Source organism: Prosthecobacter gellanilyticus (assembly GCF_007992435.1).
Taxonomy (GTDB): Bacteria; Verrucomicrobiota; Verrucomicrobiia; order Verrucomicrobiales; family Verrucomicrobiaceae; genus Prosthecobacter; species Prosthecobacter gellanilyticus.
Genome location: NZ_BKAG01000017.1, coordinates 73,536 through 91,750, shown reverse-complemented (window position 1 = coordinate 91,750; position 18,215 = coordinate 73,536). Strand labels below are relative to the sequence as shown.

Annotated in this window: 16 protein-coding genes; 12 read left to right on the top strand and 4 right to left on the bottom strand. The window is 60.8% G+C overall.

The features are described from left to right. Positions 1 to 27: 27 nt before the first annotated feature. The 4 genes from BGE01nite_RS13385 (at position 28) to pyk (ending at position 4,379) form a co-directional block, all read left to right on the top strand. Positions 28 to 408, top strand: a complete 381-nt coding sequence (locus BGE01nite_RS13385; protein WP_146850979.1) for a molybdenum cofactor biosynthesis protein MoaE — start codon at positions 28 to 30, stop codon at positions 406 to 408. Positions 409 to 636: 228 nt separating this feature from the next. Then, complete coding sequence (locus BGE01nite_RS13380; protein ID WP_146850978.1) at positions 637 to 1,734, top strand: aminopeptidase; 1,098 nt, start codon at positions 637 to 639, stop codon at positions 1,732 to 1,734. A 28-nt stretch (positions 1,735 to 1,762) separates the two neighbouring features. Then, entirely contained in the window at positions 1,763 to 2,815 is a 1,053-nt protein-coding gene (locus BGE01nite_RS13375) for a Gfo/Idh/MocA family protein (protein ID WP_146850977.1), read from the top strand. Between the two features lie 154 nt (positions 2,816 to 2,969). Beyond that, positions 2,970 to 4,379 carry a pyruvate kinase gene (pyk, locus tag BGE01nite_RS13370; protein WP_146850976.1) on the top strand — a complete coding sequence of 470 codons (1,410 nt, stop codon included), beginning with the start codon at positions 2,970 to 2,972 and terminating at the stop codon, positions 4,377 to 4,379. On the opposite strand, the gene BGE01nite_RS13365 is transcribed toward pyk, so the two are convergent. Beyond that, positions 4,380 to 4,997 (bottom strand): hypothetical protein, encoded by a 618-nt coding sequence (locus BGE01nite_RS13365; protein ID WP_146850975.1) that lies wholly within the window; start codon positions 4,995 to 4,997, stop codon positions 4,380 to 4,382. A 43-nt stretch (positions 4,998 to 5,040) separates the two neighbouring features. Beyond that, a complete protein-coding gene (locus BGE01nite_RS13360; protein WP_146850974.1) occupies positions 5,041 to 5,805 on the bottom strand; it encodes an AAA family ATPase in 765 nt (254 codons plus the stop codon). Positions 5,806 to 5,992: 187 nt separating this feature from the next. On the opposite strand from BGE01nite_RS13360, the gene BGE01nite_RS13355 reads away from it, so the two are divergent. The 5 genes from BGE01nite_RS13355 (at position 5,993) to BGE01nite_RS13335 (ending at position 10,481) form a co-directional block, all read left to right on the top strand. Then, the gene (locus tag BGE01nite_RS13355) at positions 5,993 to 7,054 is read left to right on the top strand and encodes an HD domain-containing protein (protein ID WP_146850973.1); all 1,062 of its coding nucleotides are present in this window, start codon (positions 5,993 to 5,995) and stop codon (positions 7,052 to 7,054) included. A 128-nt stretch (positions 7,055 to 7,182) separates the two neighbouring features. Next, the gene (locus tag BGE01nite_RS13350; protein ID WP_146851037.1) at positions 7,183 to 7,920 is read left to right on the top strand and encodes a TerC family protein; all 738 of its coding nucleotides are present in this window, start codon (positions 7,183 to 7,185) and stop codon (positions 7,918 to 7,920) included. Positions 7,921 to 8,114: 194 nt separating this feature from the next. Then, on the top strand, positions 8,115 to 8,705 hold the full coding sequence (locus tag BGE01nite_RS13345) for a hypothetical protein (protein ID WP_146850972.1): 591 nt from the start codon (positions 8,115 to 8,117) through the stop codon (positions 8,703 to 8,705). 30 nt (positions 8,706 to 8,735) lie between these two features. Further along, on the top strand, positions 8,736 to 9,035 hold the full coding sequence (locus BGE01nite_RS13340) for a HigA family addiction module antitoxin (protein WP_146850971.1): 300 nt from the start codon (positions 8,736 to 8,738) through the stop codon (positions 9,033 to 9,035). Positions 9,036 to 9,128: 93 nt separating this feature from the next. Further along, the gene (locus BGE01nite_RS13335; RefSeq protein WP_146850970.1) at positions 9,129 to 10,481 is read left to right on the top strand and encodes a neutral/alkaline non-lysosomal ceramidase N-terminal domain-containing protein; all 1,353 of its coding nucleotides are present in this window, start codon (positions 9,129 to 9,131) and stop codon (positions 10,479 to 10,481) included. Here the strand turns inward: BGE01nite_RS13335 and BGE01nite_RS13330 are convergent. Continuing rightward, entirely contained in the window at positions 10,444 to 11,115 is a 672-nt protein-coding gene (locus BGE01nite_RS13330; RefSeq protein ID WP_146850969.1) for a GNAT family N-acetyltransferase, read from the bottom strand. The two genes, BGE01nite_RS13335 and BGE01nite_RS13330, sit on opposite strands and share 38 nt — an antisense overlap. 81 nt (positions 11,116 to 11,196) lie before the next feature. Between BGE01nite_RS13330 and BGE01nite_RS13325 the strand changes: the two genes are divergently transcribed. From BGE01nite_RS13325 to BGE01nite_RS13315, 3 genes are all read left to right on the top strand, one after another. Next, complete coding sequence (locus tag BGE01nite_RS13325) at positions 11,197 to 14,748, top strand: immunoglobulin domain-containing protein (RefSeq protein ID WP_146850968.1); 3,552 nt, start codon at positions 11,197 to 11,199, stop codon at positions 14,746 to 14,748. Positions 14,749 to 14,810: 62 nt separating this feature from the next. Next, entirely contained in the window at positions 14,811 to 16,268 is a 1,458-nt protein-coding gene (locus tag BGE01nite_RS13320; RefSeq protein ID WP_146850967.1) for a sulfatase, read from the top strand. 138 nt (positions 16,269 to 16,406) lie between these two features. Then, positions 16,407 to 17,348, top strand: coding sequence for a hypothetical protein (locus BGE01nite_RS13315; protein WP_146850966.1), 942 nt, complete (start codon positions 16,407 to 16,409; stop codon positions 17,346 to 17,348). 6 nt (positions 17,349 to 17,354) lie between these two features. On the opposite strand, the gene BGE01nite_RS13310 is transcribed toward BGE01nite_RS13315, so the two are convergent. Next, a complete protein-coding gene (locus BGE01nite_RS13310; RefSeq protein WP_146850965.1) occupies positions 17,355 to 18,188 on the bottom strand; it encodes a hypothetical protein in 834 nt (277 codons plus the stop codon). Between the last annotated feature and the right edge of the window lie 27 nt (positions 18,189 to 18,215).

Genomic DNA, 18,215 nt, shown 5'->3' with positions numbered 1-18,215 from the left:
GCGTGATGACAAAGCCCCCACGGATGTATGTTTCTCCTTTCCCACGATCCCATTCCTGCGGAGCAAACCCCCGCCTTCGCCTCAGGTGAGGGCGCAGAGGTGCGCTTTCTGGGAACCGTGCGTGATCTTGAAGACGGCCGTCTCATCACCGGGATCGACTACAGCGTCTATCTGCCCATGGCGGAAAAGATGCTCGCGGAGCTGATCACCCAAGGGCGGCAGGATCACGGCCCACATGAGGTTTTCATCCAGCATCGTCTGGGTTTGGTGGCCGCAGCAGAGCCGAGCATCCTCATCCGAGTCCGCAGCAAGCACAGCGCGGAATCCTTTGATCTGTGCCGGTGGTATCTGAAAGAGGTGAAGACCCGCGTGCCGATCTGGAAGCGGCCCGTCTTTGCGGGTGAATGACAGGCCTCTGCATTCTGCGCAATTGAACACATGCGAGGGGAGGAGAGAGCCCAAGACTGCTGCCTAGCGCGCGATCGAGGGACGGGACTCAAGCGAGCCTAACAGGCGAGCATTTCCAAGAGGCCGTCTGCTTCACTCGCCCGGTCTCCGAACTTTTGAGCGGAATCAAAGAGGTCTTCATCATAAAAACCTGTTTACCATCCCGTCCCTTGCTCGTTATAAGCATCCATGCACGACCCACGCATCGACCAGCTCGCACGCACCCTCGTCCGCTACTCGACCCAAGTGAAAAAGGGCGACTTCGTGTGGATCGATTGTTTTGACGTGCCCGGCTACGTGGCCCAGGCCCTCATTCGCGCTGTGGTGGATGCCAAGGCGCATCCGCTGGTGCATCTCCATGACACCTCGGTGACTCGTGAGATGATGATGCATGCCGCAGACGTGCAGTATGACCTCATTGGCCAGCACCAGCTCGAGCTGATGAAGAAGATGGACTGCTACATCGCGGTGCGCGGCAGCAACAACATCACCGAAAACAGTGATGTGCCCGCGGAACGCATGAAGCTGGTCATGTCCAAACTGCGTCCGCTGCAGAACGAGCGCGTGAACAACACCCGCTGGTGTGTGCTGCGCTGGCCCACCTCCGCCATGGCCCAGCAGGCCGGTATGAGCACGCAGGGCTTTGAGGACTTCTTCTTCCGCGTCTGCCTGCTGGACTACGCCGCGCTCATTCCCTCCATGAATGCCCTCAAGAAGCTCATGGACAAGACCAAGGACGTCCACATCAAGGGCCCCGGCACGGATCTGCGCTTCAGCCTGAAAGGCTTGAAGGCCATCGCCTGCGGCGGTCGTCATAACATTCCGGATGGCGAGGTCTTCAGCGCGCCGGTGAAGGACAGCGTGGAGGGCGTGATCAGCTACAACGCGCCGACCATCTACCAGGGCATCGCGTTTGACAGCGTGAAGCTCGAGTTCTCCAAGGGCAAGATCGTCAAGGCCACCGCCAACAACACGGAGGCGATTAACAAGATCTTCGACAGCGATGACGGTGCTCGCTTCATCGGTGAGTTCGCCATCGCCTTCAATCGTGAGATCAAGGAGCCGATGCGTGACATCCTGTTTGATGAGAAGATCGCCGGCAGCTTCCACTTCACCCCGGGCCAGGCTTATGAAGGCCCCGCTGACAATGGCAACCGCAGCCAGGTGCACTGGGACCTCGTCTGCATCCAGCGCCCTGACTATGGCGGCGGGGAGATCTGGTTTGATGGTCAGCTCATCCGCAAGGATGGGAAATTCCTCCTGCCTGAGTTGAAGCCTCTGAATTGAAGACGCCTTCCGGCCGTCCCTGTGGTCCATGAGAGTCAAGATTTCCAACCTGAAGCTCCGCCTCGCGGCCGCCTGCGCGACCACGCTGCTGCTCCTCTCCACCTGTGCCATGGCTGATAACATCCGCATCGGGCTCATCGGACTCGACACCTCTCATTCAGAGCAGTTCACGCTTCGTCTGAATGATCCGGCGAACCCGAATCATGTGCCGGGCGCGCGCGTGGTCGCTGCCTTCGCCGGTGGCAGCCCGGACCTGCCGGAGAGCGCCACACGTATCGAAGGCTTCACGGCCACACTGCGTGACAAGTATGGCGTGAAGATCCTCCCCACTATCGCGGAAGTCTGCGCGGCCTCGGATGCGCTCATGATCCTCAGCGTGGATGGTCGTCCGCATCTGGATCAAGCGCGTGAGGTCATCACCAGCGGCAAACCCTTCTTTCTCGACAAGCCCGTGGCCGCCAGCCTCAAGGATGCTGTGGAGATCTACAAGCTCGCAGACGTGGCCAAGGTGCCCATCTTCAGTTCCTCCGCCACACGGTGGTGGCCCGGTGTCGTCGAAGTGGCGAATGCGGAGAAGGTCCCTGCACGTGCGGTGCTGGCTTATGGCCCCGCTCCCTTGCTGCCGCACCACCCGGATCTCTTCTTCTACGGCATTCATTCCACGGAATCTCTTTTCACCGTCATGGGCAGTGGCTGCCTTAGTGTCGAGCGCACTTCGGCACCCGACGTGTCCGTGGTCACCGGTTTGTGGGAAGGCGGCCGGCTCGGCACCTTGTATGCCCTGCACACGCTGCCCATGGGCTCCACCAACTACAAGCTCATCCGCTTCGGCCAGGAGAAGATCACTGAGCAGGCCAGCCAGGGCGACTACACGCCCATGCTGCGGGAGATCATCAAGTTCTTCCAGACCAAGCAGCCGCCTGTCACGACCAAACAAACTTTGGAAATCTACGCCTTCATGGAAGCCGCCCAGGAGAGCAAGCGCCAGAACGGCAAGGTCGTCAGCCTGCGGGACATGCTGCAGAAAGCCGGCGCCCCTGATGAGTGGCTGCCTGCCCCGCTGCCGAAAAAATCATCGTAGTGGAGGTTACTGGGACGGCGAACCCCGAGATCACGCTGGCGGGGTGTTTTTAAGAGCGCACTTCTCCCTCTCACACTGGCCCGTTGCCTGCTTGTGACTGCATTGCGTCTTGAGAAACCCGGCATTCGGGGCAAGGCGTGACGCCAACCTCCCCATGCGTAAAACTAAAATTCTTTGCACCCTCGGCCCGGCGACTGAAAGCGCGGCCGTCATCTCCACTCTGATCACCAAGGGTGCGGACATCCTGCGCCTGAACATGAGCCACGCCTCCCACGACTGGGTGCGCATGGTCTACGGCCGTGTGCGCGAGGCTGCGGTGAATGCCGGCCGCGAGATCGCCGTGCTCATGGACCTTACCGGTCCCAGCATCCGCACCGGTGATGTGGAGCAGCCCTGGCAGCTCAAGGTGGGTGATGAAGTCGAGTTCCGCTGCACCCCCGATTTCCAGCCCACGAAGCAGTATTCCTGCACCGTGAACTACCCGGAGCTCGGCAAGGACCTGAAGCCCGGAGACATCATCCTCATCGATGGCGGCATGATCCAAGTCAAAGCCACCGCCGTGACCCCGAAATACGTCCTCGGCACCGTGCTGACCCAGGGTGAGATGAAAAGCCGCCGCCACATCAACCTTCCTGGTGTGGATGTGCGCCTGCCCCCTCTGACCAAGAAAGACTACGCGGATCTCGATCTCGGCGTGGAACTCGGCGTGGACTACTTCGCGCTCAGCTTTGCCCGTGAGCCCGGGCACATCCAGCATCTGAACCTCCTGCTTGAGCAAAAGGGCAGCAAAGCACGTGTCATCGCCAAGATCGAAAACCAGCAGGCGCTCAAGAACATCGACACGCTCGTCGAGGCCAGCGGTGGCATCATGATCGCCCGTGGTGACCTCGGCAGCGAGTGCCCCATCGAGGACCTTCCTTTGATCCAGCGCCAGATCGTCGAGCGCTGCTCCTTCCATGGCCGCAAGGTCATCGTGGCCACGCAGATGCTCGAAAGCATGATCGAAAACCCCGTGCCCACCCGCGCGGAAGTCACGGACATCTTCAATGCCGTCATTGAGCAGGTGGACTGCGTCATGCTCAGCGGCGAGACCAGCGTCGGTCGCTATCCCGACAAGTGCGTGGAGATTTTGGACAACGTCATCCGCCGCATTGAGGACAAATATCCCTCTGGCCGTTTCGCCAGTGATGCCCCGCTGAAGACGAACAAGCACAAGACGGTGAAAGCCGCCATCCTGCTGGCGAACAGCATCCCCGGATCCAAGCTGCTAGTCTTCACCCTGCGCGGTGTCATGGCGCATTTGCTCGCGCATCAGCGTCCGGAGTTCGCGCCCATCTTTGCCTTCACGCCGAAGCTTCACGTCAGCCGCGCCCTCGTCAGCGCCCGCGGTGTGCAGCCCTACGTCATGGAGTTCGCCGAGGGCCAGCCCGACAAATCCATCCGCGATGCCATCGCCATGCTCTACCAGCACGGCCTTGTGAAGCAGGGCGACCCCCTCGTCATCCTCAGTGATGCCCTCTATGACGGCACCAATGTCGATGCCATCCTGCTCCAGGAAGCGTGATCACCTCACCAAGCCTGCGGGCAGTTCCTTCAGCCGCTCGATGCCCGTGACCTCGTGGAAGAACCACGGCTTCCCGCTGGCCTTCTTGTAGATGATGGTGCGGCTGGCGTATTTGGCACCATCATGCTCCTTCCAGTTGGAGAAGCGGTAGATGTCGCCACGCCAGTCGAGCCGGTGCAGCAGCTTGGTCTGTTTATCGAAGTAGAAGTCCATCGCCGGTGTCACGGATCCGCTGACCTTGAGACCGAGGCAGGTCTTGCCCTCGTCGGTCAGATCCGGGATGACCTCCACCTTCGACTCTGGCGCGGCAAAAATGCCGAGCGTCCAGGCCCAGACATCAAACTTGGCTGGCTCATCCTCACGCTCCTTCTTGCCCAGCCACCAGTACTTCGGCGGCTCGATCACCGAGATGCGGGTGGAGCGCTTCTTGCCCTCGGCAGGCTCGGGCGTGTCACCGAAATGAAAGATCTCCTCGATTTGGAACAGCGTGAGCAGCTTGTCCCTGCCACCCGCTGCGGCAATCACCTCATCCACGACCGGCTTGGGATCCGCAGCGCTCTGCGCGGATAGAGACAGGACAAGGCTGAACAGCAAAGAGGGAATGAGGAAGCGAGTCATGAGAGGCACAGCACCAACGCCAACTCCTCATCAAATATGTCGGTCAATCATCTCTTGGCCTGTCCGCGAACAAGCGTTTCATCATGCTGTGCCGGTCGTTCATGAACAGCCGCGTGATCTGAAAATGATCCGTGTCCTCATATTCCACGCGCTCAAACCCATCCGGACCAAACTGGTAGATCCACGCTTCTGGGTAGGCCATGAGGATGGGTGAATGCGTGGCAATGACAAACTGCGAATACTCACTGACCAGATCATGCATGCGCGCCAGAAGAGAAAGCTGCCGCTGCGGTGAGAGCGCTGCCTCAGGCTCGTCAAAAACATACACCCCGTTGCCACCGAGCCGGTGATTCAACGTGGCCAGGAAAGCCTCGCCATGAGACTGCTCGTGCAGGCTCTTGCCACCGTAGCTCCAGGTGCCGTACTTCTCCTCATCGAGCAGCGTGGCAAAATTATAGTAGCTCTCCGCACGCAGAAAGAAGCCATCCATCGGCCGCAGATGCGTGCGCGATAGTGTCAACGCCGAGCTCAATGGGGAGCGATACACATGCTGGGCCAGATTCGTGTTCCTTGTGCCGCCATCGATGCTGAACCCAAGCTTCTCCGCGATCGACTCGATCAACGTGGATTTCCCCGAGCCATTCTCCCCGACCAGAAAAGTGACCTTCGGATGAAACAGCAGCTCCTTCTCCCGAAGCTGCCGGATGGCAGGCACCTGGAAGTGATAAGGCCCATTCACTCCCGCCTCACCATCCAGCCTGATCGAATGCAGGAAGTGCGAGATGCCTGGGACGGATAGACGGGCCATGAGCGCAGTAAAACCAACCTTGCCCGAAGAACAAGATGAACAAGAACATCTAATCCTGTGAATCCTGTCCCCTTGTAAATCCTGTAAAAAGACCCCGATCTACCTCCAACCTCGAATCCACAAGCGAACCAACCGCCCGACAAGGTTCGCCTTGCATGACCCACCCCCTTCCGCTTTCACTTGCCGCATGGAATCAGACCTGCCCGACCTCATCACGATCACGCAACTGCGCCAGATCGCCGGGCCCACGCCGCAGCCTTACCGCATCCAGGTGCAGGTGGACAACCGCAACGAGAAACTCACCTCCGGCGGAAGCCCGTTCTTTGAGATCAAGCTCGCCGATGGTGGCGACTCCCTCCTCTGGCGGCTCTTCGACAGCAACCCCATCTTCGATGAAGCCCGCAGCCTCACTCGCGGCTCCTTCGTCGAGATCACCGCGCAGTGGGTGGACACCGGCAAGTACGGCATCGAGCCCCGACACCCGCGCCTCCGCCCGCTGACCGAGGAAGAAAAAGGCACCCTGCTCGGTGGCGATCCTGATCTCCTCGCACGCCAGCGCATCGACTACGCGGACATCGAGCGTTTCGTCGCCGCCATCCGTGACCCACGTTTGCGCGGTGTCTCCAGCCTCTTCCTGGAAAAGCATGGTGAGCGCTTTCGTCGCACCGCAGCTGCCCGCGAGAACCATCACGCACGTCGCGGCGGCCTGGTGGAGCATGTCGCGCAGATGATGCGCAGTGCCCTGGCCATCGCCAGCACCTATCCAACTTTGAATCAAGACCTGCTCGTCGCCGGCGTGCTGTTTCATGACTGCGGCAAGCTTTGGGAGAACTCCTACCCCGAAAGCAGCTTCGCCATGCCCTACCATCTGCATGGCGAGATGCTCGGCCACATCACCCTCGGTCTGGAGCTCATGAACAAGCTCTGGCGTGATCTCCTTGAGCGCCCTGAAGCCACTGCCTGGGCCACTCTGGAGCCTGCCAATGAGCACGTTCGCCTGCACCTGCTGCACCTCATCGCCTCGCATCATGGCGAGTATCAGTACGGCTCTCCTGTGCTGCCGAAAACACCCGAAGCCCTCGTCCTCCATCATGTGGACAACATCGATGCCAAGATGGAGATGTTCCGCCGTGGTTATGAGAACTCCCGCGAGCTTGCCCCCGGCATCTTCGAGCGCTTCCGCCCCTGGCCCGTGAATGTCGTCGCACCGCTGTCCTCCGTGCCCCCGGCATCGCCCGCGACTGAGTAAAGCAAAACCGGATTCCAAAATCCGCCGGATTTGAGAAGCCGCATCACCTTGCCAGCCCGTATTCCAGTCCTAGTCTCCGCGCCTCCATGACCGACTTCTTTCCGATTCTCGCCGCCAGCGCCTTCGATATCTCCTGGATCAACAGCCCGGAGGCCTGGATCGCCTTGGCGACACTGACCGTGATGGAGATCGTGCTCGGCATCGATAACATCGTCTTCATCTCCATCCTGGTGGACAAGCTGCCCGTGGCCGAGCGACCGCGCGCACGCTTCCTCGGCCTGGCCTTCGCCATGGTCACCCGCATCCTGCTGCTGCTCAGCATCACCTGGGTCATGCAGTTGAAGGAGCCTCTCTTCAGCGTCATGAGCCACGCCATCTCCGGCAAGGACCTCATCCTCATCCTCGGCGGTCTCTTCCTGCTCTGGAAGAGCACCAAGGAGCTTCACCACAAGGTCGAAGGCCATGAGGACGACAGCCCCGATGTCAAAAAGGGCCGCGCAAAGCTCGGTGTCATCCTGGTGCAGATCGCCATCCTGGACATCGTCTTCTCGCTCGACTCCGTCATCACTGCCGTCGGCATGGTGGACCATGTGCTGGTCATGATCGTCGCCGTCATGGTCGCCGTGGGTTTCATGATGATTTTCGCCGGATCCGTGAGCAACTTCATCAGTCGTCACCCGACCGTCAAAGTGCTCGCCCTTTCCTTCCTCCTGCTCATCGGCACCACGCTCATGGCCGAAGGCTTTCACTTCCATTTCGAGAAAGGTTTTGTCTACTTCGCCATGGCCTTCTCCGTTTTCGTCGAGATGCTGAACATCCGCATGAAGACCAAGTCCGACAAGGAAATTCTCACCGGCGACAACTGATCCTTGGTTAGGCAAAAGGCCCCGAAGTCGCGATAGCGTCCTGGAGTGCGGTGGCAGAGACGCACGGGCCGCCGTGCGTCGTCGACACCGCTCTCGTGCGCACGAAATGCCACCCCCCATCAAGGCACTTCCTGCGCACACAGTGCCATCACGACACACTTGTCCTCCACGCCAAAAACCCTCATCCTCCCCTCATGATGAGACGCACCACGCTCCTCGGCGGACTCGCCCTCCTGCTGGCACCAGGTCGGGTGCTGGGCTTCTGGAAAAAGAAGGCCCGCGCCTGCCTGCCCTCTGGTGGCACCGTCGCCATCCCCTCAGGCTATCTGGCCGTCGCCCCAGGCAAGAATCACAGCCGCGCCTCCATCGCCGCACTCGTCGCCTACCGAAACTACCGCTCCACCGCCGCCGGCACGAATGAGTGCGATGGCGTGCTCGTCATCGCCTCCGCCAAGGATCACAAGAGCCTCGAAACTTTCGAGCAAGAAGCACACGTGGCCCTCACCAACAGCTGGTCCTACTCCAGCCTGAAACCCGGCTGGTTCGGTGGCAAGCACGAGAGCTACGCCAAGACAAAAGTGGAAGGTCCCTCCGGCCCCGAACTTCAACAGCAACTCACCGTTCACCTCGTCGGCTTCTGGGATGTCTATGACGAGCCCGCCCACCTGTACGCCGTGAACCACCAGAGCGGCCTCCTGATTGCCTTCTGGATCTTTGATTCCCAAGGCGGCATCGCGAAAGCACGGAAACTGGCGGATGAGATTGCGGGTTCGTTTGCTGTATAAATGTGGCATACTGTCCAAGCCACGAACGCCATGAAAAAGCACCGCCCCATTCATCCAGGCGAAATCCTGCGCGAAGATTTCCTCATGCCGCTTGGCCTGTCCGAATACCGCCTTGCCAAGGATATCGGGGTTCCTCCTCGTCGCATCAATGAGATCGTGAAGGGAAAGCGTTCCGTGACGGCGGACACCGCACTGCGTCTCTCTCGTTACTTTGCATGGCCTGCCGAGGTCTGGCTGAACCTTCAAGGTCACTATGACCAGCATACAGCCGAGGCCCAGATGAAGCCCGCGCTGGCCCGCATTAAACCGTGCGCCCTGCTGGCGGCGTAATATAGGGCCGCAACTCATTCCAAGCCTAACAGTATCTTTTTCGCACCGAGAGGTATGCAAAAGACCTCGTCGTGGAGACGACTTTCTTCGCGCATGAAACTGCTCCTGCCTTTTCTCTTCGTGGCTGCCGTCATCGCCTTCGCGGCGGACAAGCCTGCACTGCTTTGGAAAGCTGGCGCGGCGAGTGCCAAGATCACGCCTGAAGGCCCCATGTGGATGGCGGGCTATGCCTCACGCACCAAACCGTCCGAAGGCGTGGAGCTGGATCTGTATGCGAAAGCGCTAGTGATCGAGGACCACGCAGGCGGCAAGTTCGCGCTCATCACCATGGACCTCATCGGCGTGCCGAGAAACGTGCGCCTGCATGTGGCGGAGCAGGTGCAGAAGCAGTTCGGCATTCCACCGGAACGCCTCGCCATCAATGCCAGCCACACCCACAGCGGTCCTGAACTCAGAACCAGCAGCGTGCATGGCACCGATGATCCCGCGAAGCGTGAAGCAGAAGCTGCTGCCTACACCAGCAAACTCCAGGACACCCTCGTCAGCCTCGTCGGCGAAGCCTCGAAGAAAGCGGTGCCGGCCACGCTGCACTACAGCAAGGCTCGCTGTGGCGTCTCCATGAACCGGCGCACACCCAATGGCAGCGGCGGTTGGAACAACTTCCCGAATCCTGATGGCCCTGTCGATCAGAGCGTCCCTGTCTTGAAAGCCGCGGATGCCGACGGCAAAGACATTGGTATCGTTTTTGGTTACGCCTGCCACTGCACCACGCTCGGACATCAGAAGTTCAGCGGCGACTACGCGGGCTATGCCCAGCAGGCCCTCGAGGCTGCGCATCCAGGCGCGGTCGCCATGTTCATGAACGGCTGCAGCGGCGATCAGAACCCCTACCCACGCCGCACCATGGAATTGGCGCAGACGCATGGGAAAAGCCTCGCCACCTCTGTGGAAGCTGCTTTGACCACCAACATGATCCCTCTCAGCGGCAGCATCCGCGCCGCGTATCGGGAGATCCCGCTGGCCTATGACGCCGCGCCTACTCGTGATCAACTTTTGGAGAAGCAGAAGACCGGCAACACGCTCGACAAAGCCCACGCCGGCCGCGTGCTCGAGCGCCTCGACCGCGAAGGCAAGCTGCCCACCGACTATCCCTATCCCGTCCAGGTCCTACGTGTCGGCGACCAGCTCACCTGGGTCACCCTGGCCGGCGAGGTCGTGGTGGACTATTCATTGCGGCTGAAGTCCGAGATCAAAGACCCCATCGTCTGGATCAGTGCTTACACGAACGATGTGCCCAGTTACGTCCCGAGCCTCCGTGTGTGGAAGGAAGGCGGCTACGAAGGGGGCGATGCCATGAAATGGGGCACCCATCCCACGCGCTGGAGCGCGAAGGTCGAAGACCAGATCATCAGCACTGTGCATGAGCTTCGGCAGACTCTGCCGTGAGCTCCCGCAAAGACGGAGCCCCTTCCTCATACAGCCAGCGCTCCATGGCCGCGCCGATGCGTAACCAGTCATGGTCCAGCATGGCAAACCAGGCCGTGTCGCGGTTCTCGCCCTTGATGACCATGTGCTGATGGAAGATGCCCTCAAAGCGGAAGCCCAAGCGCAGGGCCGCCGCGCGGCTGCGCTCATTGCGCGAGTCACACTTCCACTCCATGCGGCGATAACCCAGATCCTGGAAGCAGTGCCGGATTAACAAATAGTTTGCTTCCGTGTTCGCCTTGGTGCGCTGGAAGTCTGGTGCGTACCAGATGCAGCCCAGCTCCGCCACGCCATGCTTCGGCGTGATGCGCATGAGCGAGATGCTGCCCATGCGGCGGGCTGAGGCATTGTCCACCACGGTAAAAGCCACCACATCGGGCTGGCCCTGCCATTGCCGCAGCCAGTCCGCCATCGCGGCGGCATCCGCAAAGGGCCCTGCTGGCATGTAGCGCCAGATGTCTCCCGCAGCGGAGGCGGCGAAGAGGTCCTCCACATCGGTCTCGATGTTCAGCGGCTTCAAGGTGATGAACTGGCCGGCCAAAGTGTGGCCGGACGGTCCAGGCCAGCCATGACTGGGAAAGGAGGTCGTAGGCATCCTATCAAGATAGGCAGGGTCTATTGTTCAGTCATCTGGATTAAAGTTGTCAGAAAAGTGTCTCCGCTGCCAAAAGGAAGCATGAAGAGTCTCCCCACCCGGCTCCTGCCCACCCTCGGCCTCGTCCTGCTCCTTGGCAGTCAGGCTTTGCCTTCCCGGGCGGCGGAAGCCCTGCCAGACGAGCAGCAAATCACCGAGATTCAGGCGGGGGAAGGTCTTGGCACCTCCATCGCCATGCAGTCCAATGAGGTCTTCCTGGGCGCCCCCTACTATTCGAATGCCCGTGGTCGCGTGCAGGTGGGACAGCGCACGAACGGAGTGTGGAGCGCCAGCCAGACCCTCGAGTCCCCCAACCCCACCGTTTACAGCTATTTCGGTCTGGACGTGGCCGTGTCGGCTGGCTGGCTGGCTGTGTCGGACGTTTCCTTGCGTGACACCAGAGGGTTTGATGTGGGGCGGGTGCACCTCTTCCGCCGGATCCAGGGCACCTCCTGGCAGCTGGCACAGACCCTCACGGCCCCGGCGCGTCCGCCCTATGAGGAGACCGATGGATCCACCGCGTTCCAGATGCGGTTCGGCGCCGCTCTGGAGATGCACGGGAGCCGGCTGGTCGTTCAGGATGATAACCTGGCCGATGGAATGGTGACCACGACGCTGCGCATCTACCGTCTGGTTTTCAATACCTGGGAACCGGAGGCCGTGATCCAAAACGTCTCCACCCGGCCTGAGTATCAGATCCCCATGCCGATGCGCCTGCATGACAACAAGCTGGCACTCGGGGATCCTTGGTGGACGAACAAACTCGGCTGGAACACCGGCCGCGTGCAGATCTTCCGCTTCACGGGCACGGCGAAGAAGGGCAAGTGGGACCTCGACCAGGTGATGGAGCCAGGAGAGCTCTCAGACTCCAGCGGACTGGGTGCCGCCCTAGGGTTCACCGGCTTCAGTGGCGAAGAGATCATGATGGGTTCTTCCAAGGGCTTCTGGACCTCGGAGTGGGATGGCAAGCGCTGGAGCAAAGCCCGGCATGTGTCCGTGCCAGATGACCAGCGACCGCCCTACATGCCAGGAACGCCTGACATGGCCATGTACGATTCCAACATCGCCATCGGAAACCTCGGTGCCCTGGAGTTCTGCTGGCGGGGGCCTGAGGGCTGGGTGCGGGACCAGTCACGGCGTGTGCCCAATGCCCATGGTCTGGCCCTCACGCAGGACACCGTGGCCTTCTGGCGGAACCACCCCACGGGCCAGCCGCGCTCGGTGTCCTTCCTGCCGCTTTTGGAAATGTCCGTCTGGTTGGGAAGAGCACGCTCCAACAGCGACTCCACAGGCCGCGAGGCCGTTCCCTCAGGCACCTCCCTCCGCTGGCAGGCCTGGGCAGATGGACAGGTCCTGCCGCTGGAGGTGGATCTTCCCGCCCAGGCTGCCACGGCCCGCACCGCCCGCCTGAGCGGACCTGCGGCAGCGCTATTCAGCATCACTCCGCTGGACAATGGAGCCACCAAGACCTCACGCTTTGAGGTGCGTCCGCTCGGCCTGCTGCCTGCAGGTGATCAGACCTTCACCATCCACTTCGAATGGTTCGCCGCCAGTGAGTACACCGTGGATGTCACCTGGGAGCAGTCCTCCCACGGACAGGCCATCGTTTCCTTGCCTGCTGGCAAGGTTCAAAAGCTCGGCCAGCGCTTGATCCTGAGTCCGGTGATCAAGGGATTCACCGCACCCACCTTCATCTGGAAACGTGATGGCAAAGTCCTGGCTGATCAGACGGGCGCCGCGCTGGACATCGCCTCCGCCAAACCCGAGCACGCAGGGGCCTATGAGCTGGAGGTCCGGGGCTCCCAGGAGGGCGCACGCGTCGCCGGGCCTTGCCTTGTGGCCGTCTTCGAGCCCGTGGATGAGGCAATGACCGTGGCCGATGAGCAGACCGTGCAGCTCAAAACGAAGCTCTGGGGGCCGGCCCGCGTTCAGTGGCACAAAAGTCCCTCCTTTGATGATCCGACCAGTCCCTTTGTAGCAGGTGTCTACCAGCCCACGCTGACCATCATCCGCGGACGTTACATCGGCCCTGAACTCCGGGAGGAACTGATCGCCACGGTGGATCTCCTGGGTCCTGAGGGACAGTCCATTTACAACGGTGGCATGATCGCCCGCTACACCGTGCTTTCCGTGGACAGGCTGCCGCGCATCACGCCATCCCATCAGATGGACTGGGCCGTGGGAGACGAGATCCTCGATCCCTCCCCGCCGGTGAATCCCACTTATGCCAAAGACCAGACCGGCAACGCGAATGCCTGGCCGGGCAGCCGTCTCACCGCGAGCGGATTGCCTCCAGGCATCCGGCTGGAAGAAATGGGCTCGCTGACCGGCACCTTTACCAAGGCCGGCGTGTACAAGGTCACGTGGCAGCTCACGGATGCCCGCGGCTTGAAGAGCGCTCCCGTGACCTCCGTGTTCAGAGTCGGCCAGCCGCTGCGCATCGTGGAGCCGGGGCTGTTTGCAGGCCGTGTGACCGGCACAGAATCTCTGCAACACTTCAAGTTAGGTGGCATGGTGGAGATCAAGACCACGGAGAAGGGCTGCTTCTCCGGTGTGCTGCGCATCGGCGCTGACACGCGCCAGTTCGCCGGCAAGCTGGCGCCTAATCCAGACTCCCCGGAAGTGTATGAAAAGGTCATCATTCTGCCAGCTTTGCGCGGCACGGGGAAAAGCAGGCTGACCCTGATCACATCCCCTGCCGACGGAGTCTTCCAGGCCCGCCTGGGATTCAGCCTTCCCGGCGCTGGAGATGACGAAGAAGAGACTCTGGACAGCTTCCTTTATTTCCGCAGCTGTGATGTCACCGCAGCATCCTACAGCCCGGACACCTTTGGCCGCTACAATCTGCTGCTCACTCCGCAGCCTGCCTCCGAGCACGAGTCTCCCACAGGCACCAGCTTCATGTCCATGTGCCTCAAGACGACCTTGTGCGCCCACGTGGTCGGCACGCTGTCAGATGGCACCGGGTTCACCTTCTCCTCACCGGTCATGCCGGCAGAAAGCCCCATCCCGTTCTATTTTCACGATGCTTCACGCTGCAGCACACTCGCTGGAGAAGTGCAGCTGAACGCCATGATCTCACCCATCGCGCAAATGGCCGCCCGATGGATGCAGGCAGCCAAGCCCGTCTCCAAAAACTACCCGGCAGGCTTCATGGCAGATCTCACGGGCGAAGGTTCTCTCTACATCCCGCCACCACCGGGATTGATGCTCTTCAGCAATGTGCCGGATGCACCTGGCAACGCCATCTTCCAGACCGACTTCATCGAAAGCCATCTGCTGCGCCTCACGACGAATCACCGCGCCATCCCGCACACCACCGCCGCGCCGAACCGCCTCTGCAGGATCGACTTCTACCCGCCCACAGGCTTCTTCACCGGTCAGTTCGTGATGAATGAATGGGAAAATGAAATCGGCTCTCCACTGCCCCCGCGCAAAGTGGACTTCCGCGGCATGGTCACGCCCATGTGGAGTGTGGGCCGCGGCTTCTGCTGCTTCCCACGCGTGCAGGCCGGAGGTCCGCCGCTGCAGGTTTCCACGCCTGGCAGCGAGCCACCGCTTTCGCAGGATGTGCGCATCTTCGGAAATCCGTAAGCCGGGTTGAGTTGTTTTCGTGCAACAAGCGCGGCGTTGGTGCGTTTCAGCGCGCCCACGCCATGAAATTCGTCCGCCTGCTTCTCGCTGCCGCCAGCCTTGGCGCCGCTGCCCACGCTGCCACCACGCCTAACATCGTCTTCATTCTCGCGGATGATCTCGGCTACACGGACGTGGGCGCCTTTGGCACGAAGTACTACGAGACGCCGAACATCGACAAGCTCGCCTCGCAGGGCATGAAGCTCACCAGCCATCACCACTGCCAGAACTGCCAGCCCACGCGTGCCGCGCTCATGTCCGGCCAATACGCGCCGCGCACGGGAGTCTACACCGTCGGTGGCATCGGCCGTTTCGAGTGGGAGCAGCGTCCGCTGCGCCCGGTGGACAACATCACTGAACTGCCTCTGGAGAAGGTCACCCTCGCGCAGACTTTGAAGAAAGCGGGTTATGCCACCGGCATGTTCGGCAAATGGCACCTGGGCGAGGACGCGGAGCATCACCCCGCCAAGCGCGGCTTTGATGAGGCCATCGTCAGCGCCGGCAAGCACTACGACTTCAAGACCAATCCGAAGACTGAGGTGCCCAAGGATGCTTATCTCGCGGATTTCCTCACGGACAAGGCCGTGGACTTCATCCAGCGTCATAAGAGCGAGCGCTTCTTCCTCTACCTGCCGCACTTCGGCGTGCATTCACCTTATCAGGCCAAGCCGGAGCTCATCGCCAGGTTCAAGGACAAGCCAGCAGTCGGTGGTCACAACAATCCCACCTACGCGGCGATGATCGCCAGCGTAGATGAAAGCGTCGGCCGCGTGATGGCAGAGCTGGACAAGCAAGGCCTCGCTGAAAACACCGTGCTCATCTTTTCCTCGGACAATGGCGGTGTGGGTGGTTATACCCGTGAAGGCATCAAGAAGGGCGGAGACACCACGGACAACACCCCTTTGCGCAGCGGCAAAGGCAGCCTCTATGAAGGCGGCACCCGCGTGCCCTTCATCGTCCGCTGGCCCGGTGTGACCGCCGCAGGCAGCAGCACGGACACGCCCACCACCCATGTCGATATTTACCCCACCTTCAGCGAGATCGCCGGAGCCGCCGCCCCTGAAGGCCAGCCGCTGGATGGTGAAAGCCTCGCCCCTCTTTTCCACGATGCCAAAGCTCCGCTGAAGCGTCAGGCTATCTACCAGCACTTTCCCGGTTACCTCGGCGCTGGCGACAACACCTGGCGCACCACTCCCGTGGGCACCATGATCGCGGGATCTTGGAAGCTCATGGAGTTCTTTGAAGACCACCACCTCGAGCTCTACAACCTCAGTGATGACATCGGCGAGACCAAGAACCTCGCCACTACCAATCCCGACAAAGCCAAGGAACTGCACACCCAGATGCTCGCCTGGCGCGAATCCATCGGCGCCAAGATGCCCACCGCCAACACTCCCCAAGAACCCGCTGCTGCCAAGAAGGGCGAGGGGAAGGGAAAGGGTAAAGGCAAAGGGAAGAAGAAAATGAAGGCCGAGGAATAGCACACCGTGGACACCGCTCTTGTGCGGGCCTGGCATCTTCGTAGTTTGGAGCGTTCCATGCGCACACGGAGGTGTCGTGCTGGAGCGCCTCCTTCTGCATTCGCCACCACGCTTCGCGCCTTCTCAATACCCTCTCTCATGCCTATGTTCCGATTTGTGGTGATCTGCTGGGTGCTGTTCGTGAGCTTGCATGATGCCTCCGCTGCGGACATGCGCGGCATGTGGGTTTACAAGACGAGGGACATCGCGGCCTCGGCTGAGGCGAGCGAGCAGCTCTTCACCTTCTGTGAGAAGCGGCACATCACGGACCTCTTCTGGCAAGTGCATTTTGCGAAGAAGGAGGGAGACGTGCGTGTGCTGGAGGATGCCGAAGCATGGCGCTCGTTTCTGAAGCGGGCTCATGCGCATTCGCTGCGTGTGCATGCGCTGTTTGGTGATCCCGCGCATGCCTTGAAGTCCAGGCATGGTGTGGTGCTTGGCAGCATTGACGGAGTCCTTTCCTTCAACAAGGAGTCGTCAGCGGATTCACGGTTTGATGGCGTGCATCTCGACATCGAGCCTCATGGTCTCGCGCGCTGGAAGCTGGCGGATGTCTCGCAGAAATGTGATCTGCTCACCCAGTTCGTCGAGGTGAATCATGCGGTCGTGAAGAAACTCCAGGCAGCCGATGCGAAGCTGATCCTGGGTGTGGATATTGTCTTCTGGCTGGACAAGGCCAACGCAGACGGCTCAGCCGCTTATCCCGTGACGTTCAATGGCGTAACCAAGGATCCAGCAAAGCATCTGCTGGATGTGGTCGATCATGTGGCCATCATGAGCTACCGGGGCAAGGCAGAGGGGCGCAATGGCATCATCCCGCTCGTTTCGAAAACCATCGCATCGGCAGATGCGACGAAGGCCAAGGTTTTCGTCGGTGTGAAGATGGCGGACATCGGCCCGAAGATGGAGGGCTTCTTTGGGCAGACCGAAACGCAGATGATGAAGGCTGTGGCACCGATCGATGAGACCTATCGCTCTCATGCCAGCTACGCAGGCCTGGCCTTCTTCACGTACGAGGCCTACAAGACGATGAAGCCTTGAGGCGCTTCAGGCGATGGGCAGCGTGGAATCGCTCTTGCAGTAGTCATCGTGAATCACGCGGACAGCCTCGGCATCGGGATGAACCGCCGAGCTGCCGAGTTCCTCGATGAAGCGGCAGGAGGCGAAGCTCGCGGCGTGCCGATCGTAGCCTGCCACCCATTCTTCACGGATCTTTGTCTGCTCAGGCGTGAAGGGCCACTGCCTCGGCAGCCTGTTCTCGGGCCTGTAACCAGCCCGCCAGTATTTCGGGCTCACCCGGGCGCGGAAGCAGGACTGCAGGGCGCAGAGCATGGTGAACTGGTGATCCGAGTGCAGTGAATGCAAAGCTTGTTGGGCGGCTTCACTGCCGGGTTCAAACACGTCGTGCATGGCCAGGAGGCGGTAACCTGCGGGTGTTTCATACACGCGCAGATGCCACGCAGGGTTGCTGGCCACAAACTCATGGATGATTTGCAGGGCATGCTGGCGTGCATACGCCTCCCCTTCAGGGCGCGCTCGTTTGTTCCGGCTGTTCGTGATCCTGAGCAGGAGCCATGGGCCGCCGATCACGATGGCTGCGGCGAGCAGGATGGAGTGAAGCCAAAAGCCGGCGGCAATGCCAGCGATCACAAAGGCAAGACATCCCCCTGCGGAAAAGCTGTGCGGCGGAACCCAATGCGCATCCACATCGGCAAAGAAGACATTCGGTGTGTTCAGGCACAGCGAACCGTAGCTGTTGCGCGTGATGGCCATGTCCCCATGCCGGGCGACGACTTCCTCGCAGATTGGCACGCCTTTCTCTCCATAGGCCCAGCGGCCTTCCTGTCGCCGCAGCTTTTCACCACTGAGGATGCGCTCCATCGCATCACGCGTTCGTTCATGCGCATG